Origin of the sequence: Paenibacillus roseus, from assembly GCF_016424485.1 — a bacterium.
Classification (GTDB): Bacteria; Bacillota; Bacilli; order Paenibacillales; family Paenibacillaceae; genus Paenibacillus_D; species Paenibacillus_D roseus.
This window is the reverse complement of the sequence record NZ_JAELUP010000052.1, coordinates 1-21,490: the sequence shown is the minus strand read 5'-3', so window position 1 is coordinate 21,490 and position 21,490 is coordinate 1. Positions and strand designations below refer to the sequence as shown.

17 protein-coding genes are annotated in these 21,490 nt (G+C 46.9%); 6 read left to right on the top strand and 11 right to left on the bottom strand.

Features of this window, described 5'->3' with window-relative positions; translation table 11 throughout:
* Positions 1 to 3: 3 nt before the first annotated feature.
* The 5 genes from JFN88_RS11025 to JFN88_RS11005 all read right to left on the bottom strand — a co-directional run bounded on the left by JFN88_RS11025 (position 4) and on the right by JFN88_RS11005 (position 5,589).
* Positions 4 to 1,047, bottom strand: coding sequence for an ABC transporter ATP-binding protein (locus JFN88_RS11025; RefSeq protein ID WP_199019351.1), 1,044 nt, complete (start codon positions 1,045 to 1,047; stop codon positions 4 to 6).
* Positions 1,044 to 1,850 carry an ABC transporter permease gene (locus JFN88_RS11020; RefSeq protein ID WP_199019350.1) on the bottom strand — a complete coding sequence of 269 codons (807 nt, stop codon included), beginning with the start codon at positions 1,848 to 1,850 and terminating at the stop codon, positions 1,044 to 1,046. The genes JFN88_RS11025 and JFN88_RS11020 overlap by 4 nt, the downstream gene beginning before the upstream one ends.
* On the bottom strand, positions 1,850 to 2,770 hold the full coding sequence (locus JFN88_RS11015) for an ABC transporter permease (protein WP_199019349.1): 921 nt from the start codon (positions 2,768 to 2,770) through the stop codon (positions 1,850 to 1,852). The genes JFN88_RS11020 and JFN88_RS11015 overlap by 1 nt, the downstream gene beginning before the upstream one ends.
* A 101-nt stretch (positions 2,771 to 2,871) precedes the next feature.
* Positions 2,872 to 3,987: an ABC transporter substrate-binding protein gene (locus JFN88_RS11010; RefSeq protein ID WP_199019348.1), complete on the bottom strand. Its 1,116-nt coding sequence runs from the start codon at positions 3,985 to 3,987 to the stop codon at positions 2,872 to 2,874.
* Between the two features lie 675 nt (positions 3,988 to 4,662).
* Positions 4,663 to 5,589: an aldo/keto reductase gene (locus tag JFN88_RS11005; protein ID WP_199019347.1), complete on the bottom strand. Its 927-nt coding sequence runs from the start codon at positions 5,587 to 5,589 to the stop codon at positions 4,663 to 4,665.
* A 622-nt stretch (positions 5,590 to 6,211) separates the two neighbouring features.
* Between JFN88_RS11005 and JFN88_RS11000 the strand changes: the two genes are divergently transcribed.
* The 6 genes from JFN88_RS11000 (at position 6,212) to JFN88_RS10975 (ending at position 12,711) form a co-directional block, all read left to right on the top strand.
* Positions 6,212 to 7,402: an acyl-CoA dehydrogenase family protein gene (locus JFN88_RS11000; RefSeq protein ID WP_233167704.1), complete on the top strand. Its 1,191-nt coding sequence runs from the start codon at positions 6,212 to 6,214 to the stop codon at positions 7,400 to 7,402.
* 56 nt (positions 7,403 to 7,458) lie between these two features.
* On the top strand, positions 7,459 to 8,307 hold the full coding sequence (locus JFN88_RS10995) for a MetQ/NlpA family ABC transporter substrate-binding protein (protein ID WP_199019345.1): 849 nt from the start codon (positions 7,459 to 7,461) through the stop codon (positions 8,305 to 8,307).
* Between the two features lie 42 nt (positions 8,308 to 8,349).
* Entirely contained in the window at positions 8,350 to 9,573 is a 1,224-nt protein-coding gene (locus tag JFN88_RS10990) for an NtaA/DmoA family FMN-dependent monooxygenase (protein WP_199019344.1), read from the top strand.
* Positions 9,554 to 10,798 carry an SfnB family sulfur acquisition oxidoreductase gene (locus tag JFN88_RS10985; RefSeq protein ID WP_199019343.1) on the top strand — a complete coding sequence of 415 codons (1,245 nt, stop codon included), beginning with the start codon at positions 9,554 to 9,556 and terminating at the stop codon, positions 10,796 to 10,798. Before JFN88_RS10990 ends, JFN88_RS10985 begins: the two co-directional genes overlap by 20 nt.
* Positions 10,799 to 10,814: 16 nt before the next feature.
* Entirely contained in the window at positions 10,815 to 12,194 is a 1,380-nt protein-coding gene (locus tag JFN88_RS10980) for an LLM class flavin-dependent oxidoreductase (protein ID WP_199019342.1), read from the top strand.
* A gap of 151 nt (positions 12,195 to 12,345) precedes the next feature.
* Positions 12,346 to 12,711, top strand: a complete 366-nt coding sequence (locus JFN88_RS10975) for a hypothetical protein (RefSeq protein WP_199019341.1) — start codon at positions 12,346 to 12,348, stop codon at positions 12,709 to 12,711.
* A gap of 235 nt (positions 12,712 to 12,946) precedes the next feature.
* Here JFN88_RS10975 and JFN88_RS10970 read toward each other — a convergent pair whose 3' ends face one another.
* From JFN88_RS10970 to JFN88_RS10945, 6 genes are all read right to left on the bottom strand, one after another.
* Positions 12,947 to 15,103: a glycosyl hydrolase family 95 catalytic domain-containing protein gene (locus JFN88_RS10970; protein WP_199019340.1), complete on the bottom strand. Its 2,157-nt coding sequence runs from the start codon at positions 15,101 to 15,103 to the stop codon at positions 12,947 to 12,949.
* A 281-nt stretch (positions 15,104 to 15,384) separates the two neighbouring features.
* Entirely contained in the window at positions 15,385 to 16,479 is a 1,095-nt protein-coding gene (locus JFN88_RS10965) for a GntR family transcriptional regulator (protein ID WP_199019339.1), read from the bottom strand.
* 196 nt (positions 16,480 to 16,675) lie between these two features.
* Positions 16,676 to 18,229 carry an AAA family ATPase gene (locus tag JFN88_RS10960; protein WP_199019338.1) on the bottom strand — a complete coding sequence of 518 codons (1,554 nt, stop codon included), beginning with the start codon at positions 18,227 to 18,229 and terminating at the stop codon, positions 16,676 to 16,678.
* Complete coding sequence (locus JFN88_RS10955; protein ID WP_199019337.1) at positions 18,230 to 18,763, bottom strand: hypothetical protein; 534 nt, start codon at positions 18,761 to 18,763, stop codon at positions 18,230 to 18,232. It abuts the gene before it with no gap.
* 209 nt (positions 18,764 to 18,972) lie between these two features.
* Positions 18,973 to 20,670, bottom strand: coding sequence for a hypothetical protein (locus JFN88_RS10950; RefSeq protein ID WP_199019336.1), 1,698 nt, complete (start codon positions 20,668 to 20,670; stop codon positions 18,973 to 18,975).
* 7 nt (positions 20,671 to 20,677) lie between these two features.
* The gene (locus JFN88_RS10945) at positions 20,678 to 21,154 is read right to left on the bottom strand and encodes a hypothetical protein (protein WP_199019335.1); all 477 of its coding nucleotides are present in this window, start codon (positions 21,152 to 21,154) and stop codon (positions 20,678 to 20,680) included.
* Between the last annotated feature and the right edge of the window lie 336 nt (positions 21,155 to 21,490).

Here is a 21,490-nt window from a genome sequence, read left to right as displayed (position 1 = left end):
CGCTTACGCTCCTTCCTTCTCCAAATGCAAGAGCCGGGAAGCATCGAGCGCAATGCTGACCGGACTATTCTGGCCAACTCGCAGCGAACGGCTGTCATTGAGCGCATCAATCGTCAGTCTCACACCTGCAGCTAGAACCGAATAGCGGAGCACGTTGCCAAGTATCGTGGTCGAGTGGACGGTACCGTCCACAATATGCTTTCCTGTACCAATAGCTTCGCTGCGCGTCTCCTCGCTCAGCAGGACGACAGATTCGGGACGAATGGCGAAGCTCTCCGACCCGCTATCCACTTGACCGAACAGGCTGAGCACCTCGGGACGAGTGAGCACATTATAGCTGCCCATGAACCGAGCAACGAATTCTGTGCGCGGCGTCGTATAGATCGCCTCCGGCGTTCCCTCTTGTACGATATTTCCCTTATTCATCAGACATACCCGGTCAGATACAATAAGCGCTTCTTCCTGATCGTGGGTAACGAATATCGTGGTCATGTTAAACCGTTTTTGAATCTCGCGGATTTCCGTCCGCAAGCTTTTGCGAATTTTGGCATCCAGTGCGCTGAGCGGCTCATCCAGCAGCAGCACCTTCGGCTGAACAGCCAGCGAGCGGGCGAGCGCCACGCGCTGCTGCTGACCGCCGGACAACTGCCTTGGGTAATGATGCCGTTTATCCTCAAGATCAACAATGGCAAGAAGTTCATCCGAGCGTTTGCGCCGCTCTTCCTTGGAAGCCCCTCTCATCTTCATGCCGTATTCAATGTTCTCACTGACGGTCATATTCGGAAACAGTCCATACGATTGAAAGACCATCCCGATTTCCCGGTTGCGCGGCGGAACATGGACAATATTTTTTTGCGCCAAAATAATTTGCCCCTCATCAATTTCCGTCAGGCCGGCGACGCAGCGAAGCAATGTGCTCTTCCCGCATCCAGAAGGACCCAGCAGGGTTACCATTTCACCTTCGGCGATTTTCAGATTCACATGATTCAGCACATTGGCATCTCCAAACTGCTTGCGGATGCCTTGCAGTTCCAGATAGGCGCTCATCCTTCAATCCCCCTGTTCATTTTCTGGCCAAGCTTCATCAGGATCATGGACAGCGCGAGGATAAACAGGAAATACGAAATCGCAATGGCGCTCGCCAAATGCCCGCTCTCCCCGAGACGCTGATACAAATACACCTGAATCGTCTGAATATGCCCGCCTACCAGCATGTTAGTCAGTACAAACTCACCAAATAATACGGAGAAGGACAACAGCGTCGAGGTAATAATGCCCGGCCATATGTTCGGCAGAATGACATTGATAAAAGCCCTCGTCTGGGTTGCGCCCAGCAGCTCCGCCGAGTGCAGCAGATCGACCGCAGATACGGTCAGCAAGCTGTTGCGTATCCCCTGATACATATAAGGCAGAATGACGATGAAATACGCGCCAATCAAAATATAGGCTGTTCCTGCGATATTAATCGGTCCTTGGGAATACGCCCGGATGAGTCCTACTGCGGCGACTACGCCGGGGACAGCGTACGGGAGGACGACGATTCCTTTCATAAAGGACTCCCATTTCGGAAAATACACGGTAATGACAAACACCGCCGGCAGCATGACAACTAGACTGAGTGCTACACTGATGGCACATAAGTAAAAGGATTTCCACAACGCATCCAGAAACCGAACATCTCCGAACAATTGACTGAACCACTCCAGCGTCCAGCGCTCTGGCAATATCGTCGCCTGCCACTCCTTGGCAAATGCATAAAGGAAGGTAGCCAGCAGCGGAAGCAGCAAGTATACCATAAGCACGGTTACAACGACGCGATGCGTCCATCCGGCCTTCTTCACATTTTCCATTAGAGCTCCTCCTTCACGACCGGCGCCCATAGCCGCAGTCGCTTCCGGTGTTTGCGCGCCGAAACAGATGCAGGTCCCGACTGGAACAATTGATTGCGCTGAGTCATCTTATGGTTGAGATAGACGGCCAGCAAAGTCGTCAGCGCCAAAATAACAGCCAGAACATTGCCAAGCTGCGGCTCATTGATGACATTGCCTGCTACCAGCGAACCGATCCGGATTGCCAACAGATTATAGTTACCGCCAACGAGCGCATAAGCTGTCGCATAGGCTCCCATAGCGTTCGCGAACAAAATGCCGATCGTCCCGAACACCGCCGGCATCAGAACCGGTATCCCGACTGTTCTCCAGAATTGCCAGTTGCTTGCTCCGAGCAGGGAAGCCGCTTCCTTCCACTGTTCGCGGATACCATAGTAGGAAGGATACAGCAGCAACAGCGCCAGCGGAATCTGAAAGTAAATATAGACCAGAATCAGTCCTGTCCAGCTATACAAGTCAAAGCTGGCGAATACATCCCATCCCCACTGTTTGAACAACAGCGTGAACACGCCATTGCTGCCAAGCAGAATAATATAAGCAAAGGCGAGCGGCACACCTGCAAAATTCGACGTCATATTGGATAGCATCAGCAGACGGTCGCGTACTCTCGGCGCGAATCGCGTAATGGAATAAGCACACAAAAGGCCGATTACAATCCCGGCAATGCTTGAAGTAACGGAAATCATTAAACTGTTCTTGATCGCTTTCAGATAATAATCACTGGTTAACACCCTCGTATAATACTCAAGTGTAAAGCCTGCACCTTTCTCTGCTTTAACACTGCCTGTTAACATCGACAAAATCGGTGCCAATTGAAACGCCGCGATCATAATCGCAAAGGGAATCAGCCCTGCAAAAATCCACCGGTTTCTCCGTTTCATGTCCTTCCCATCCTCCAAGAGCAAGTCCTCAATTAAAAGCAAGGGAGTGTCTCCGGCCTGAAGATGAAGACACTCCCTTGCAAGGCATATGACATGCTTGTTTAGTTCATATGGACAAGTACACGTTCTTGCCACAGCTGAGGTATTTTCTTCGCTGTCTCTTCCCATACTTTGTAGTCGCCTACAGGCTTCACATTCGCATATTGTTCTTTAGGCAGCAGTTTGGCCGCTACATCGTCCGGCAGCTTGACACTTTCACGAATCGGTCTTGCATAGCCTTTGGCCAGATTGATTTGTCCGGCATCGCTCAGAATATATTCACGCGCCAGCTTCGCTGCGTTCGGATGCGGGGCATACTTGTTGATGATTGTCGCATAGCCGCTCACGACGCTGCCCTCTTTCGGGATGGAGACGTTGAACTTTTCCTTGCCAAGCTGATCACTGTAGTTAAGCGCGTTGAAGTCCCACAGCAGAGTTACTTCCACTTCGCCCTTCTCAATGTTCGCCAAGCTGGCTTCGGCATTGGACAGACGGCCTTTCTTGGCAAGGTCCTCGAAATACGCGATACCCGGCTCAATATTAGACTCATTTCCGCCGAATGCGATTGCAGCAGCGAGTACCGCCATTTGTGCTTGCGCCGCTTTTGTAACGTCGCCCACGATAATTTTATAGTTGCCGTTCTTCAGGTCTTCCCAGCTCTTAGGCGCATTGGAAACCAGCTTCGTATTGGTCAGGAAGGAGATGGAGCCCTGGTAACCAACTATCCAATGTCCATCCTTATCCTTGGCCCATGCCGGAATCTCGTCCCAATAGGAGGTTTTATACGGCTGTGTTACACCTTTCTCTACAGCAACCGGACCGAATGCGATACCCACGTCCCCGATGTCTGCGGTCGGTTTGCTTTTTTCCGCTTCGAACTTGGCGATCTCTTCCGCACTAGACATGTCCGTGTCTGTATGCTTCAAAGAATATTTGCTCTCCAAATCCGCCCAAGTATCTTTCCAATTCGCCCAGGAATCCGGCATCCCGACACTTGCGATCGCGCCTTCTTCCTTCGCATTCTTCTCCAGATCGGCAACAGAGATTTTCTCCGTCTGAGCTGGAGCTTCTCCGTTAGCCCCACCCTTGCTGTTTGTACCCCCACATGCTGCCAGCATTAACACGAACACAGACATGATCAGACCGAAAAACAGTTGTTTTTTCACCCAAGGTTTCATGATCCTTCTTTCACTCCCATGTGAATTATTGTGGGTTGTCCAGGCATTGTTGTTGTTTTTGACCCAACTCGAGTATAGATCATGTTTATTTTCCGAAGATTATCCGAATGATCGCGATTTGTTAAACTAATAATAATTTGCGCTAGTCTTACGACAGCGAATAGGGCTGTTTCTTAAACGTAAAGGCATTGTCGTCCTTTAAAGGGGTAAAGCTTCGTTTCTCGGAGGAATAGAAGCCATTTACAAAGGGAAATTTACGGCTCAACCGAAAAATTAGGGCTTGGCAGAGAGGCCCAGCACTAATCTTGGTTTTGAGCCCAATTTATAAATGCTTATAATATAAAAAGCGGCCCGCAAGGGGGACTTTTTGCAAAGTATCCGCCTTGCGGGCCGTTATGATTGTCGGCCTATCTATCGTTCAGGTCAGTGCCAGGCAACATCGGCAGCCGCTATTGTGCTTTCCGACGGAGCATCATACCAAGAAGCAAATACTCTAGTTAAAACGCACCACTGTCCCGTAAGCAAAAATCTCCATCACCTGCTTCTTCCCTGTAAATCCGTCAGCAACAGCAACACGATATTCGAACTGGCAGTTGATGACCGCTGTCCTTTAAGCTGCTCACATTTTAATGGCTATCTGGTTCTGTTCTTTTTCCGAACCGAAACTTTATTGAGTTAGAAAGGGGCCTTTACAGTTAAAGGATGCTCTTCTGCAACCAATTCAGCCGCGGCGGCATTCGCCCTGACTTGCGCTTCGTCCTTGCAACCCGGAATTACACACGTTACCGCATCATGCTTGAGGCACCACGCCAGCGCCCAGCGGGCCATATCTATACCATCCGGCACCTCGTTCTGCTGAATCTCCTGCACCTGCCGCAGGCGCGATGAAGTTTCTTCCTGGTTATGACTTTTGCGGACATCATTGTCGGGGAAGATCGCGCCCGGCTTGTACTTGCCGCTTAAGTAGCCGCTGGCAAGCGGCACACGTGCGAGTACACCAAGGTTGTGCCGGATGCAAGCCGGGAAGACTCCCTCTTCAGGCTGCTGTTCGAGACGATTATAGACGACTTGAATCGTGCTGGCATTAATTTGAGGAGACGAATTTACCTGATGAAGGCTGTTCTTCTTGTTGAGCGAAAGGCCGAGATGACGAATTTTGCCCGCTTGTACTTGCTTGTCCAGCATTGTCCACAATTCGTCACTGTCGAAGGCCTCATCCGGACCGGAATGGAACTGGTACAAATCGAGATAGTCCGTTTGCAGGGCGCGAAGCGAGTCTTCCAACTGCTGCTGAACATCCCCAGCCGAATACTGGTCTGTGCGGTTGAGATGACTATGAAATTTATGGCCAAATTTCGTAGCGATTACCCAGTCCTCCCGCTTGCCGTTGCGCAAATACTCTCCAATCAGAGCCTCGGACAAATGGTCGCCGTAACATTCGGCAGTATCGATCAGATTAATCCCTACTGATTTGGCCGTATCCAGTATGCCGTTGACTTCAGATTGGGAGTAGACTTTCCCCCATTCGCCGCCAAACTGCCAGGTACCCAGACCAATGACAGACACATCCAGATTGGTACGCCCCAATTTACGATATTTCATCCCCATATCACTCCTTTTCAGGTAGCATAATCGATTTGCCCGGTCAGAGCAAGGAGAGGCGAAATGATGTTTTGCCCGTCAAAGAACGGCAAAGCCGTTTACGCTTGGTCATCGCTTGACTGCCAACATCCACTTCATTTTATTTTAGGAAATTACAGACATTTGAGGCGTAAATATAGGTTATTTCAAGGAAATTAAATGATTTGGGAGCGATATGTTAGGTAACCAGCATATTTTGATATTTTGTTTGTTGTTTTATTAAATAGATTAGCTATAATAAAGAACAATTCCAACTTTATCAACAGGGATAATCAGAAATATTTCATATTGTTAACCCACTGGTCAAAGTCGACATCCGGCATGACAGTGGCCTGTCGGATTCACAGCCAAGTTGAATATATGAATCGCTCACCAGATGACTGGCAGCTGATGCAGACCTCAGGTCTCATGAACAAAGTCTTCCGGGCGGGCGATCAGAGCCGTTTCTTCACGGAAGAGACGGCTTTTTCATTTGCAAGCCAAATATTTAACCCCCAAAGGACCGTTAAATGGCAACTTGCCTGCTTCTGCAAAGAGCGAACGGCGGAGCTGAAAAAACAATTATAGAGAGGAAGAAATGAATATGAGTCAGATTATTGCGGAGAAGGACTTTTTAAGTAAGGCGGAGGAGCTTGCCCGATATTTTGAAACGGATGCGTCCGAGCGCGACAAGGAAGGAGGGACACCGAAGGCGCAGCGTGACGCCCTGCGGGAAAGCGGTCTGTTGAATGCGCTAATTCCGCAGAAGTGGGGCGGCCTCGGACTTCCTTGGTCATCCGTGATGGCGATTACGCGCATTCTCTCCACGGCGGACTCATCCCTCGGCCATTTGTTCGGTTATCATCATCTGGCGATTTCCTATACGTTGCTCGGACACGATCAGGAATATGCCAAGCGGCTGCTGGAACAATCAGCGTCGCATCATTGGTTCTGGGGCAACGCCACCAATCCTTTGGATCAAGGTCTGGCCATTGTAAGACGGAATCATCCGGACGAAGGCTTCATTGCGAACGGGTCAAAATCGTTCGGCTCCGGTTCGCCGGATTCTGATGTGCTTACTCTCATATGGGCCGACTCTGACAATCGTGAGAATTATTTCTTCGGCAATATCCCCACAAGACGCGAAGGCATTACGGTTCATGACGACTGGGATCATATCGGCCAGCGGCAAACCGGAAGCGGAACGGTCAGCTTCCATAATGTGATCATTCATCCCGAAGAGACCTCTCCCCTGATCTTTAATGCGGAAATACCGTTTAGCACAATCGGATCGCTTTTATCACAAAGCGTGCTTACGCAAATTTTCGTCGGTTGCGCGCTCGGAGCGCTGAAGGAAGGCAAACGGTACACTCGCGAGAAAACCCGGGCCTGGGGCGCGTCAGGTCTAGATTCTGCTTCCGATGATCCCTATATCCTGCGCAATTACGGCGAATACTGGACGGAGACAGCAGCGGCAGAAAGTTTGGCGGACCGCGCCTTGGCCAAAATCGATGCGATATGGGAAAAGGGCAACGCGCTCACCTGGGAAGAGCGCAGCGAAGCGGCGGCCCTCACTGCAGCCGCTAATGTGTTCGCAGGCAGAGTCGGCCTTGAGGTGACCAGCCGCTTCTTCGAAGCGATGGGAGCGCGTTCGGCTGCACGCGACTTTGGATTTGACCGGTTCTGGCGAAATGTTCGGACGCACACGCTGCACAATCCGGCCGATTACAAGCTTCGCACTGTCGGCAACTGGCATCTGAATGAAAAAGGGCCAATCCCGACCAGCTACTCATGATGATTTCAGCTTGACTCACAACCCCAAACGGTAAATTCATAAGGAGCAATGTACACATGAAAACAAGAGCTGGTCTGATCTCATTGCTTATTCTATCGATGGCGGCGCTCGCTGCTTGCGGCCAGGCCGACTCCGGCACAAAAGCAACAACGACGGCCGCATCGGCGGATCATCCTGTCACGGTCAGAATTGGAATGGTCGATTTCCCTCCCTACAACGAAATCATCAACCTGGTAAAGGACAACTTGAAGAAGGAAAACATCAATCTGGAAATCAAGGCGTTCACGGATGTGACAATCCCGAATCAGGCGCTCAACAACAAGGAAATTGATCTGAATTACTTTCAGTCGGAGAGCTATCTGGAGCAATTCAACAAAAGCAACAACATGGATCTGGTGCCGTTAACCGTCACCTTCTCTGGAATTTTCGGATTGTATTCCAAAACATACAAAAGCATAGATGAGGTTCCGGAGGGCGCGACGATTTCGATTCCGGCAGACCCTGCCAACAGCGGTCGATCACTTGCCCTCCTTAACGAGCACGGGCTCATCAAACTGAAGGATGGCGTCGGTGTTCATGGCTCGAAACAAGACATTTTGGAGAATAAGAAGAAGTACAAAATCGTCGAGATTGATCAAATGCTGCTTCCGCAGGCGTACAACGATTCCGACCTGACGGCGATGCCGAGCACCTATGCGTTGCAGGCAAAGCTGGTTCCGTCCAAGGATACGCTCATTAGGGAAGGCGCCTTCTATGGCAATGATTTCTTTATTGTGCTGGCCGCCCGCAAGGATAGTCAGGATGACGCGAATATTCAAAAGGTAGCCAATGCGTTTCAACATGAGGACGTGAAAAAGCTCATCAGAGAAAAATATGGTGATGCATTTTTCTGGAAGAAGGAGTAATTGCTGCCGATGACTAACCCGCTAAACAAGGAGGTACCCGAATTGAAAAAACAAATTCATCTGAACGCGTTTGAAGTGAATGGTCCGGGCCATCTTAACGATGAACTGTGGGCGCACCCGGAAGATGAGCGCACCCGGTACAAAGACCTGTCCTATTGGCTCGAACTGGCGCAACTGCTTGAGCATGGCAAGTTCGACGCAATTTTCCTTGATGATGTGTTTGGGGTATACGACCCAGACGGGCAGGAGAGCGATCCGGCCTCCCACAACAGCGGACAATTGCCAGCGAATGACCCGATGCCAGTCATCGCCGCGATGGCAACAGTTACACAGCATCTCGGGTTTGCGCTGACTGCCTCAACGACCTATGAGCAGCCTTTTTCTTTTGCGCGCCGCATCTCTACCCTTGACCATCTGACCAAAGGGCGGCTTGCCTGGAATATTGTAACTTCGACGCTGCACAGTACTGCGAACAATCCAGGGCTCGATCAGCCGTTAGGGCGTAATGACCAGCATGAGCTTGGGGAAGAGTTTCTCAAGGTATGCTACAAACTATGGGAACTGAGTTGGCAAGATGACGCGGTCGTCAAAGACTGGGGCAACCGCCTTTACGCCGACCCGGACAAGGTTCATTTTATACATCATAAGGGTGCGCATTTCAATGTTGCGGGACCTCATCTCAGCGAACCGTCGCCACAGCGCACACCCGTGCTTTTCCAGTCTGGAACATCAACACTGGGTCGCGAATTCGCAGCCAAGCATGCTGAGGGCATCTTCATCGTAGGTAATCAGCCGGATACTATCCGGCTTGATGTCGAGGAAATCCGGAGGAAGGCGGCGGCGTTCGGCAGAAAGCCCGAGCATGTGAAGCTGTTCGGTCAGTTAACCGTTGTCACCGGACGAACCAGAGAAGAGGCCGAACGGAAGTTCGTGAATTATTCTCCAGGTTATTATGATAGCTCCGGTCTGCTGATCGTTGGCGACCCCCTGGAGGTAGCTGACCAGATGGAGCAATGGATAGCCGAGACCGGACTTGACGGCTTTAACCTGACGCAGATCGTGTCACCCGGTACGTTGCGGGACTTCGTAAAGCTGGTCGTACCGGAACTGCAGCGAAGAGGCATCTATCGCCAGGAATACGAGCCCCCTTACACCCATACGCTGCGTCAGCGTCTGTTCGGCGAACAACACGGCAAGCTATCTCAGGACCACCCAGTATTAAACTTGATAAGGAGAGAACGTAGCCATGACATCATCCATCAATGAGCGCCGTTTGACTGCGAGAAGAATACAGACTGACGAAGAGGCATTGCAGATCGCCCGCGAATACGCCGCCATTATTAGCAAGGAATCCTCTCAGCGGGATCGCGAGCGGAGACTCCCGTTTGATGAAATCCGCCTGTACGCGGAAAGCGGGCTTTTCGGAGTGTTCGTGCCGAAGGCATACGGGGGTCCGGGCGTCTCTGCGGTTACGCTAACGGAGATATTCCGAATCATCTCGCAGGCCGATTCTTCCATCGGGCAAATTCCACAAAATCATCATATGTGCATTCAAATGCTAGAAATTCTTGGAACAGAAGAACAAAAGTCGTTCTTCTTCTCTCAGGTGCTGGATGGAGCGCAGTTCGGCAATGCGGTGTCAGAGCGTGGCGTAAAAGGCGTCAGTCAAATAAAAGACGTCTTGCGCATGCAAACCCGTCTGGCAAGCAGCGAGAACGGCGGGTATGTACTAAACGGGAAAAAGTACTATTCTACCGGCGCGCTGTTCGCCCAGTGGATACCGGTCATGGCGGCCAATGATGAAGGGCATTTGACCATGGTCTTCGTCCCTCGTCACGCCCCAGGCGTGACGGTAATCGATGATTGGTCAGGTATCGGTCAACGAACGACGGCTAGCGGCACCGTATTGTTTGAGCAAGTTGAGGTTTTAGACGAGTGGGTGCTTTCGAACCGGAAATCCGTCGATCTGGAATATTTCTCCGGAGCATTCACCCAAATTATGCACGCCGCCATAGATGTAGGCATTGCGCGAGCTGCTCTGGAAGATGCGGCGGAATATGTGAGAAACCAAGCGGGCAATGGGTCGGAGCCGATTGACGATGCTTATATTGTGCACCGCTTTGGCGAACTCGGGATTAAGCTGAACGCTGCCGAGGCGCTTCTGGAGCAATGCGCCCGCTCGATCGACCGGGAAAATGAGCTGATCCGCAATGAACTTGAGGAGAAGCGGGAACAAATTACGGAGATGGTCAAGCATACGTCACTGCTTGTCGCCTCACTAAAAGCCGTTGCCACCGATACTGCAATCGAATTAACGAACGCGTTCTTTGAATTGGCGGGCACCTCTTCAATGGATGAAAAATATAATTATGACCGCCATTGGCGCAACGCCCGCATTCATACCCTGCATGATCCGGTCCGCTGGAAACTGTATCATGTTGGCAACTGGTACTTGAACGGCGTGCTGCCTAAACGTCAGCTTAATCTGTAAGGAAAGGAGCAAACTCATGAGCAAGCAACTGCACTTGAATGCATTTGAAATGAATTGCTTGGGCCATTTAGCTCATGGCTTATGGTCGCATCCCGCTGATCAGCGGCGACACTATACCGATCTATCCTTTTGGACTAATCTGGCGAAACTTCTGGAGCGTGGCAAATTCGACGCTGTATTTATTGCTGACGTGCTGGGCATCTATGATGTGTATGGCGAGGGAAAGGAACCGGCCGTGCGCAACGCTGTTCAGATTCCAGCGAACGATCCGTCGCTGGTCATTCCGCCGATGGCAGCCGTGACCAAACATCTGAATTTTGTTGTGACGTCAGCCACGACTTATGAACATCCTTATGCTTTTGCCCGAAGAATATCAACATTAGACCACCTGACCAAAGGACGTATCGCCTGGAATATTGTCACCTCCTACCTCCCGAACGCAGCGCAAAATTTTGGGCTGGATACGATGATCGGCCACGATGAGCGGTACGATATTGCCGACGAGTATTTGGAAGTCGTCTATAAGCTGTGGGAAGGGAGCTGGCAGGAGGACGCTGTCCTGACAGATAAGAAAAATCGCAAGTATTCCGATCCTTCCAAAGTTCATTCGATTCGGCATAAGGGCAATTATTTCAATGTGCAGGGTCCTCATCTGAGCGAGCCGTCTTTGCAGAGAACACCCGTTCTTTATCAAGCAGGCACTTCTCCACGGGGCAAAGTATTCGCAGCTCGTCATGCCGAAGGCATATTTATTGGCGGCACGGATACTGCGCTGATGAAAAAGCAGATCGCCGACATCCGCCGACAGGCTGAGGAACAAGGACGCGATCCGGCGCAGCTGAAATTTTTTACAGGCCTGACACCGATTGTCGGGGCGACAAAGGAGGAGGCGCAGCGCAAGCTGGAGGAGTTCACTTCCTATTATTTGCACGAAGGCGGGCTTGTCCACTTCAGCTCCGGTTCCGGTTACGATCTGGCATCGTATGCCCAGGATTACTTTGACGGTTCAGGCAACAATCACGTACAATCAGCCATGGACCGCTTCTCCAAGAATGCGCTGAATCCAAGGACAGTCAAAGAAATTATTGCGTCGTTAAGCAAAATTGGCAGCATGGGCCTGGTGGCCGTAGGAACACCGGAAGAGGTGGCTGACCGAATGGAGCAATTGGTGGAGGACGTCGGCCTCGACGGGTTCAATATTATGCAAGTAGTCTCACCTGGAACACTGGAAGACTTCGTTGATTTGGTTGTACCCGAATTACAGCGAAGAGGCATTTACAGAAAGGAATACCAGGAGGGTACCCTGCGTGAGCAATTGTTCGGCCAAGGCAACAGGCTTCTCCCTGCTTCCCATCCCGCCGCAAGCTTTAGAGAATTAAGCGTCAACAGCTCGTAATTGGTCCAGAGATTTTAAAAAATAAAACATTCCCTTATTATAACATATTTAGTATAATAATTAGTAGAAGGGTTCATAAAACTCAATAGAACGCTGGCCAGCATTCACTTCCAGATTTCCTTCTACTACTGCCCTTGAAAGGAAGAGTATTATGAAAATAAAGAAGTTAATGGCTCTGATGCTGTCAGCTGTTATGCTCATTACGTTCGCGACTGCCGCCAATGCTAACCCGATCTCCAACACGAATGTGATTACCGGGCAAGGCAATTTGAAAATTACCGGAACTGCGTATTTTGCCCAGGGGTCCCCAGTTGGCCTTATTATTGCATACGTATACCGGCTGGAAAATGGCTCAGAGGTATTTATAGAAAGCAACCGTTCGGATGTTTTCACCAATCCTACAGTCCATAACTACACGATTAATTTTAATACCGTATTTCCACCCGGAACCTACATTATCCGAATCAGTTACGCCGGCTCTCTCAATTATCTCACAAATTACCCATCGTTCTCTTAACAGCATTTCAGCCAAAGTTCTGGCCATGCAATTCTGCATAGTCTTCAATACGCTTAAACTTACGATTAAAAAACAAAGCAGATGACCGCTGACATCATCAGGGATCATCTGCTTTTATAATCAACTTCACTGCTCTACACTTGTATATACAACTGTTATAAAATAAAACCTCGCACATTCACCTGTTTATCTTGGAAAAATTAAGTCACGGCGCTTAGTCGTTGACCTGCAAATGTCACTGAAGCGTATAAGTCTTGCCGGCTTGTGTTTCAAAAGAGATGACGTTCGCCGACAACTGCCATTCAATTGGCGTTCGTTGATCACCATCTACTTCTACGATAGAGAATTCTTTGTTCGGCCATGGATTGAAGATGCGGCAAGTTTTGCCCTTCTCGCTTTTAATATCAACATGCGTGATGTTCTCATCCGCTAGCTTGCTTGATACAACGAAGGCTCCAACCGCTCTTAAGTCCTTAAAGCTGGCATCTTTGTCCTGTGGCCAGACAGGGAACAATCGGATTGCCTGCTCATGACTTTGCAGCAGCATTTCGTTAATGGCCGAAGGCACGCCGCTACAGCACTCAATGCCGCCTCCACCGAAGAAGATGAACAGGTTCGGGAAGCTATGCTCCAAACACTGGTGGCGAAGCTGGCGCAAAATAATCTCAGGGTCATAACCGACGCGTGCCGCAGCGGTAAATATGGTTGGGAATCCGTTATAATCTGTCCAGCGATTAATAACCGTAATGGTATCCTTGGCAATCTCGAGAAGCTTTGGATCTGAATCAAGGCCAATCCCGCCAGCAGGCCATATGTGCTGAATTGCTAACGTATTATCCTCCCACCATTCAGTCCCCTGCTCGGTTAACCGGAATATCGTTTTCCCCTCACGTTCAAACGTCGGATAGGCGCTAATATGCTGTACGATATGGCTCCACTTCTCGCGGCGATTCGCATCGAGATTTAAGTGTTCCGAAATTTCCAGCAGCCCTTTAAATAACAACCGGATAAGCGCTAATGAAAGGATAGGGTTCATATCCTCCATGCCGCGGTCCCAATTATCATCGCTGTGCGACTCCGTATAGGTTCCGACTTCATGAATAGAATCGCGGTAAATCACGTAACGGCCCTCTTCGAAAGTCAGATAATCCTCCCAAAAATCAGCAACCTCAGTCAAAAATGGATACACAAAACCGGCATACTCTAGATCATACGTATAGTAAAACCGCATCAACATATTGACTGTACTCAGAGCTGTGTTGCTTTTTTGCCCCAAAAACATATGGCCGTTCTCGTACGGCGTCGTACACAATGCAGTAGGCAAACCTTTCGGGCCAATACCGACATCGTAATAGAGTCCTTTGCGACCCAAATATTCATCCGCATACCGGCGGCCGTTCGACATATACTCGATCAGCGGTGTATCATACGGTTCGCTCAATTCAACGTGGTTGGATGAATAGACTCCCCACCATGGGGCCTGGTAATTATAATTCAGGTGGTAATCGCCCGCCCAAGCAGGGGTATCCGTCGTGATCCAATTGCCGAATAAGCCTGGAGCAAATTTCTTGTTGCGGCTACAGCAAGCCATGATGTAATGGGAACCATACCAGAATTTCTCCAGCAGTTCATCCCCGATTTCTATGGAAGACTTTGCCCAGAACTGACTCCACCATTGGACATGCTCCAAACGCAATGACTCTATCCGGTTCTCATCGGTTCGTTCTACTTTCCCAACTGACTCTTGTATATCGTTTTCCTCTTCATGATTCGTCGCTACATAGGCAACGATATATTGTTTGGTTCCCGGTTGCAGTTCAAACAAATGGCTGCCCGCGGAACAGCTCATAGCAATAACACCTTCAGTTGGCCATTCGATATCCTGACCGGTAAATTTACGTGTTGCCCATGCAACGTCGCCATATTGCCCATGCTCGGTTGTCGATTCATTCCCTTGATGCACCCACAAGTCCAGCTTCACCGAAACCGCTTGTTTTTCGCAGCTCAACTCCACGATTAACGCATTTTCTGTTGCGGGGACCCAGGAGGTCATGGTGACTGACGCTGCGGCTCCATGAAATGTCGACACGACATTAGCTTCATTCAGCCGCTGCTCGCTGTAATATGAAGCATTGGCCAGATCGGGGATATGAATATCGATTCCGCCTAGCAAGCACGGGCCTCCATTTGGATACATCAGCTTCGCTTTCCAAAAATCCGTTTTGGATATCCATAGACGCTGATGCTCAGGATTTCCGCTAGTGGTAACACCGAGATCGCCGTTTCCAATTACCGGGCCATCGACAACTTTGTCCGTAGGGACTATTTTCGGTGGTTCTGTGAAGACCCCCTTATACTTATCCAATCTCTTTTTCCATTCCACAGCTTCCATACCCTAACACCACCAATTTTGAAAGTTCGAATGTATGTCTGTCTAATAATAAGCAATAGGATTGCAGAACGATTTTCAAATGTTTCCGCTTACAATACACAATACAATTTATTGAACATCTGTGTCAATGTATTATTAAAAAAGTCGATTTTTTTCAAAATTTATAATACAAAAATCCAATAAACCTTAATATTTTCACATTAAAATGTACGCAAGTGCAAACATTCTTTGCCATCCTTAGACAGGTAAAAGCAACATTCTCCTCAACGCTTGGAGTGCATTCAGGTTGGAATCGAGTGAACAGAATCCCCTATGTATATTTTAGAGTTGCACACTTGACCATAAGAATATTGTTCCTCAGTGCTATCTATCAAATTCAGCAACAGTCTAGCGGCACATTGTCCCATTTCATAAAAGGGTTGATTAACCCCTGTTACATTTACTTTATGAATACGGTTTAAATTCTCGGCATCATACGTTACCAGTGATACATCTTCAGGTATCCGATAATTCAAATTTTCGAAAGAACGAAGAGCAGCTTCGGCAATTTGATCATTCGCGGTAAATACGGCCGTGAACCTCATCTCTTTCATTTTTTTTCTTAAAAATTCACAGTATCTATCAAATTCATCGGTAAAATCTTCATATTGGGTTGGAATAAAGACTTCAAATTCATCGTTGTATTCCAGGTTAGAGTCTAAAATCGCCTGTTTAAATCCCAAAAGCCGCTCATTCACCGTACTTATATTCGAATTTTTAATAAATAATATGCGGCGATGCCCGCGCTCAATCAACATCTTGGTCAAGTTATAAGCACCCGCAATATTATCGCTTGTTACATATGGAATATCCGTGTTGTACACCATGCGATCCAGACTTACATGTTTAATTCCATTATGCTCGAGCAAAGAGAAAATTCGATCATTAATTTCTTCGTGTCCTTGGCTCATAAATGGGCTTAAAATAACCCCTTCTACTTTTCTCTCCACCGCACTTCTTACAAGCGACTCCAGCTTTTGCAGATTGCGATCATCGCTTGAACTTAACAAATTATATCCCTTTAAAAACAGGACATCTTCAACGCCTCTCAACGCAGTCGCCCATACTGGATTATCAATACCGAAAACAAAAGCAGCCACAAGACGCGTTCCCACTTGCAAAGACTGCTTCCCTTTATTCATGAAGGTTCCTCTGCGGCTATCCCGAATAAGCCAGCCTTCCTCCGCTAATTCTTTGATAGCCTTTTCAATTGTATTCACGCTAGAATCATAATATAGTGCGAACTCTCGACTGGATGGCAGTCTGTAGCCTTCAGCCCATTCCCCATTTAACAGCCTTCGCTGGATATCTTCCTTTATAACAGCATACTTCGCCACGGAGCTACAATCCCCTCATCTGATCTTATATTTCAATGTACCTTCCGCCTTTGGCTGTGTCAAGTTTTTTGATACACGGCGATGATGAATTTTCGTCCGCAAAGAAAGATAACAAGCTGACATCAGCACAGTCCTGACGTCAGCTTGTTTAATAGTTTTTTTCTTACTGGTCGCCGTGTAGAAGCTTAACCGATTCTTATACCATTACTTTTCGACCGCTTAACCGCTGAACACCATGAACGGTTTGTTCTTCATTTATCTTACCTGCAGGTACAGCTCTTTCTTTCCCCCAAGTGCGAATCGACTCAATTTGTTCAGGACTTGTTTGAGATAAGGGTACAACATTTTTAAAAAAGTTAATGAACGTTTCATCTGTAATTGAATTGTCGCCCTTTACAAATGCTTGCTTCACGACATCTCGAACAGCAGCTTCCAGATCCGCTCCTGCAAAGCCTTCTGATATTTTCACCAGAGACTGTAGCAGCTCATGTGATATCGTTCGCTTCAATCCTTTTTCAATATAAATTTTTATTATTTCTTCACGTTCACTCTCTGTTGGCAAATCTACAAAGAACAATTCATCAAAACGACCTCTACGCAACAGTTCTGGGGGCAGCTTGGATACATCATTGGCAGTTGCAACCACAAAAACACGGGCAAGGCTTTCCTGCAGCCAATAAAGAAATTGACCTACTAGACGAGTGGATGTGCCCCCATCTCCTCCGCCAATGGCTCCAGCCAGCCCCTTCTCAATTTCATCAATCCATAATACGCATGGCGCTACATGATCAGCTGTAGATAAAGCCTCTTTTAAGCGGTTTTCACTTTGTCCTAAATATTGTCCATGTATAGTAGATAAATCCAAACGATATAACGGCAAGTTCCATAAGGAAGCAATAGCTTTAGCGGATAAAGACTTCCCACAACCTGGAACTCCTACCAATAGAACCCCTCTAGGCGGACGGATGCCTCGTTCACGCAAGTCTGCAGTCAATAGCTGACGGTTAGCTTCAAGCCATAATTTGAGCCCATCTAGTCCGCCAATTTGATAATCTTCTCTGACAACCACACGCTCAATTCCAGAAATATCAGCAAAAATTTTATCTTTAGCGTGCATTAATTCCTTTAAGTTCTCATTCATAATACTTCCGTTAGCCAACAAAGTCGCAATTACATTCTCGGCTTCGATTTGACTTATGCCTGCAAGTATAGCTGCCGCTTGCCTCTCCTCCGAATCTCCCCACTCAATAAGCATTTCGCTTCTATAGGGGTGAATTTGGTCCCTAATAATCAACAGCATTTCATCTTCATTAGGTTGGGAAAGGGCGATTGACATACCAAGGCGTTGGAGCGGCCCCCAGATAGGGTTATTTGTAATTACAACAATAGCCCCTCCAGTCTCTGTAGCAAGCATTACTGCGTCTTGCAACTGCCTTGCCATTCTAGTGTCATCTTCAAGCTCTTGAACTTCTGTAAAAACAAAGGTTTGGTTTTGCAACTGACCGATTTTTTGCGTCGCATAATCCAATCCACCAATAACTGAACGATCCTCATTCAGCATCCGGTTTGTGGATATATCTCTCATTCCCTGAGATAACGTATGGTAGCCTATATTTAAATTCAATTTTGTTGATAATTGAGCTATAAAGCTAAGCGCACGCGAGCGTTCCGCAGTACGTATAGAAATAAAGGGAATTCTCGCCTTTAAGTACTGCTCCATGGTTTTCATGCATGTTTGCAAATCACTCATTTAAAATAGCACCCTTCTTCTAGTCTTAAATTGATCATCTCTACGCTCGATCGGCTCATGAGCAGCCGCTGCTTGAGATTGTGCTTGCTGCTGTATCAGGCTGTTATATCTAATTGTATAAGCGAGTTGCCCCGTTCTATCACGCTTTGCGCTCTCTAATAAGGCTTCCTGCGAATCTCCGACATATTTATTCACTACATGTATTAAAGATTCCTTGACTTCTTCAGGAAAAATAGATAATCGGCCTATACGATAAATCAAGTCAAAACGGTAACGTGCATTTATAATCGCTGAAATAATTGCAGTTTCCTCGCCATTAGAACGGTCTAATTCCTGCTGGAATAAATGTGTTGTATTTTTCAATTTGAATTCAATTACCTCATAGGTACAATTCAAAATTTTATCTGCTACACCAGACGTCCATTCCAAGCTTCCTTTTTCTAGAATAGAAATGATCTTCTCATCTTCCTGACCATGGCTTTTCAATTGATGAAAAAGCTGCGTCCATTCGGAATAATAGGTTGGAGGATTCATAGTATTTTTGAGCTCCGTCTACGAACAAGTACAGCTGGAGGATTTAAATCCCATGCCGGGAAGTTTTCCGCTAACGATTGATTTACAGTTTGCCGCTGCAATTCATCAATTTTCGAATCTAGCTTCTCTTGCATTTGAGATGGTTGTGTCAAAGTTTCTTGAAAGACTGGCCTGCTTCTATTTAACATCAAACATTCCTCCTATTAATTCTACGAAATAACAGCTCTGGCAGTATCGTGAGTCGAGTACGTATACTGCTCTGGTGTAATCTGATCAAGCAAATCATCTAATTTACTTGCATTTGCATCTTCAATTTCATATTCACGACGATAATCCACGATATCACTCAACACTGCAACTAAAATCTGTTGATGATTTTCGAGCAGCTCGTCATAATTTTGTTCGATAATACTAACATTCTTCTTTACGTTACGCATCCCATTGAAGAAAACCAAAAAACAGAGTGCTGAAACAATCAACAAAACTATTGTGCTTATACCAAATACGAAAAAAACAATACCAGCAGTTAAGGATAACCAATGTCTAAAACCCAGTTTATTTCTAAGTAAAGCATCCTCTTTTGTCAATTGAATATGTTGCTTTAAGCTTGTAATCAATTCTCCTTCATTGCTGCCGTCCCTGGAACTTCCCGTCCAATCTTCTAATGTAATTTCAACATTAACAGGTACTGCATTTCGATTCTCGGCAGTCAAATCATGATGTGCATGGTTAATCCATTCTTTTGAAAGTGCTATTGCGAGCTTTTGAGTAGCAATAGAAGCATTTGATTCGGCTGGATACATCGAAAAATTAGTTAATAACTGAGTAAAATCAAATCTCTCCTCCAAAATCTTTTCATTTACGAACAGATTTTGGGCCAAGTTCTTATCTCCATCTTGTTTTATAATAAGTTCATTTAATCTTTCTTCTCTGCGCAATGGAAGCTCATCTTCATCAAACTCGCTAACTAAAATGTCGAGCAACTGGTCTACTGCAAAAGCCAAATTTTTAGAAGGAACAATTTCTTGTGTAAGTATAAAATTAAAATATTGAAATACAATATCATGCAACTTCGCACCCTCAAGCACTTCCTGAAGCTGTGGCCAAGTTGGACTATATCTTTGCAAATGGGGAAATTGTGCAGGACTAAGCGTTTCCTTACGTGATAAGAGCGCCTGCTTCCATTTATCTCTCTGTAATTCTATAAAACCTGCTTTTTGAGATAGCTCTTCCAACCAGGTTTTAACCAACAAACCGCATTTTGCTCGAGCTTCCGGGCCAAAAATCCCATTTGAAAAACTATCAATCAAAACAACAATTTCCCTTTTTAATTCAGTGGGGTCCTGCTGCCCCAAATATCTTTCCAGCCAAGCACGACTTGACTGATATCGTCCACCACGGCGTGTAACTAATGCAAAAAACAAAGAAGTCTTCTCATCATCTCTTCGCAATGCCTCTATTACCGCCTTCTCGGCTAGTTCCTTGTTGTCACTTAGCCAAGCAGAGAGAGCAATTAGACATGGCGCAAGCCAATATCTTGGGGCAGCTAATAGTTGCTCTTCAGATGCACTCTCGATTGTACTCTTACGCACCAGGCTACTGTCAACTGCTTGCAAGATTCCAAGAGCTTTCCGTCGAACATCCTCATAGTGGCCGTATTTGTTTTCAAGCTCTTGCCTTACCTTAACTAACCTAGTTTCAGCCAATTGTACGTTTTTAACCAAAGCATCTTGCCGAACATATTCACGAAACTCTACTGCAAGCAGTTCGAGATCACTCTGTGTACTTTCCAATTGTTGTTCAACTGTTGCAACTTGATTATGTATAACCGTAATATTGTTGTTAATTGAACTCAATGAATTTTCAATTCGATTCAAGTTAGCCGTTGAGATTGTTCTTTCCGACATTTCTCATCTACTCCTTAATAAAAGATACCTGTCCAGATTTGGATACTGCGCAAATCTTATCTTTAAATACCTCTATGTATGCATACCCTGGATGCATAGCTAGTTTTCTAGCCTTCTCCATGCCATTCGGCACAATTTCTCCCCGCTTATAATGTTCGAGAATCGCTAATCTTGCATCCAGCGAATGAACCTCATAAGGGTCACCTAAGTAACACTTACTTACAATACCTAAGGGAAGCTGGTCTGCCGCTAATTCAGGAAATTCAATCGCTATTTTGTTAATAAGTTCCTGGACCTTTTCTTTAGTAGCAGCAGTACCACTTACATCTAACTTAGTCATCTCCTCAACAAAAGAACTTGAGCGAACTAACCGTAATCTTTTTTCTAATGCGACCCCATCCAAACGAACTGTAGCCTGCTGTCTGGCAGCGACCTCCAGACTAGTGTCAATACGTGTACTTAGTCCTAATATAGATCTACGCATAGTACCTCCAAGAACTATATTTTATTGGTTTATTTTAGTATATCATGTAACATCATGTAGGTATATGTTGAACTTTATTCAACTTTCGCAGCATTACATGGGCAAACAAGCCTTGATGTAGCCGTGAAAAATATAATACTCCCTTAGCTTAAGACACAGAAAGGGGAATTGGAATTTAAGCTTCTCTCTCGTTACATCTATACGTTCTAGACCCTAGTTTTGCCCTCATAAATAGCAAAAGAACCTCAGTTCGATGTGAACTGCTCCCCGTCAAGTAGACAGTAAATTTATTAAAAATCAGTTAGGCGGCCTTAGTCCTGAATTCCATCGGACTAA

Excerpts from the sequence above, each read along its gene's own strand:
- JFN88_RS11000 (WP_233167704.1), top strand. The coding sequence starts at position 6,212 with ATGAGTCAGATTATTGCGGAGAAGGACTTTTTAAGTAAGGCGGAGGAG.
- JFN88_RS10980 (WP_199019342.1), top strand. The coding sequence starts at position 10,815 with ATGAGCAAGCAACTGCACTTGAATGCATTTGAAATGAATTGCTTGGGC.
- JFN88_RS10975 (WP_199019341.1), top strand. The coding sequence starts at position 12,346 with ATGAAAATAAAGAAGTTAATGGCTCTGATGCTGTCAGCTGTTATGCTC.
- JFN88_RS10955 (WP_199019337.1), bottom strand. The coding sequence starts at position 18,763 with ATGAATCCTCCAACCTATTATTCCGAATGGACGCAGCTTTTTCATCAA.
- JFN88_RS10985 (WP_199019343.1), top strand. The coding sequence starts at position 9,554 with ATGACATCATCCATCAATGAGCGCCGTTTGACTGCGAGAAGAATACAG.
- JFN88_RS10950 (WP_199019336.1), bottom strand. The coding sequence starts at position 20,670 with ATGTCGGAAAGAACAATCTCAACGGCTAACTTGAATCGAATTGAAAAT.
- JFN88_RS10960 (WP_199019338.1), bottom strand. The coding sequence starts at position 18,229 with ATGAGTGATTTGCAAACATGCATGAAAACCATGGAGCAGTACTTAAAG.
- JFN88_RS11025 (WP_199019351.1), bottom strand. The coding sequence starts at position 1,047 with ATGAGCGCCTATCTGGAACTGCAAGGCATCCGCAAGCAGTTTGGAGAT.
- JFN88_RS10970 (WP_199019340.1), bottom strand. The coding sequence starts at position 15,103 with ATGGAAGCTGTGGAATGGAAAAAGAGATTGGATAAGTATAAGGGGGTC.
- JFN88_RS11020 (WP_199019350.1), bottom strand. The coding sequence starts at position 1,850 with ATGGAAAATGTGAAGAAGGCCGGATGGACGCATCGCGTCGTTGTAACC.
- JFN88_RS11010 (WP_199019348.1), bottom strand. The coding sequence starts at position 3,987 with ATGAAACCTTGGGTGAAAAAACAACTGTTTTTCGGTCTGATCATGTCT.
- JFN88_RS11015 (WP_199019349.1), bottom strand. The coding sequence starts at position 2,770 with ATGAAACGGAGAAACCGGTGGATTTTTGCAGGGCTGATTCCCTTTGCG.
- JFN88_RS10995 (WP_199019345.1), top strand. The coding sequence starts at position 7,459 with ATGAAAACAAGAGCTGGTCTGATCTCATTGCTTATTCTATCGATGGCG.
- JFN88_RS10945 (WP_199019335.1), bottom strand. The coding sequence starts at position 21,154 with ATGCGTAGATCTATATTAGGACTAAGTACACGTATTGACACTAGTCTG.
- JFN88_RS11005 (WP_199019347.1), bottom strand. The coding sequence starts at position 5,589 with ATGAAATATCGTAAATTGGGGCGTACCAATCTGGATGTGTCTGTCATT.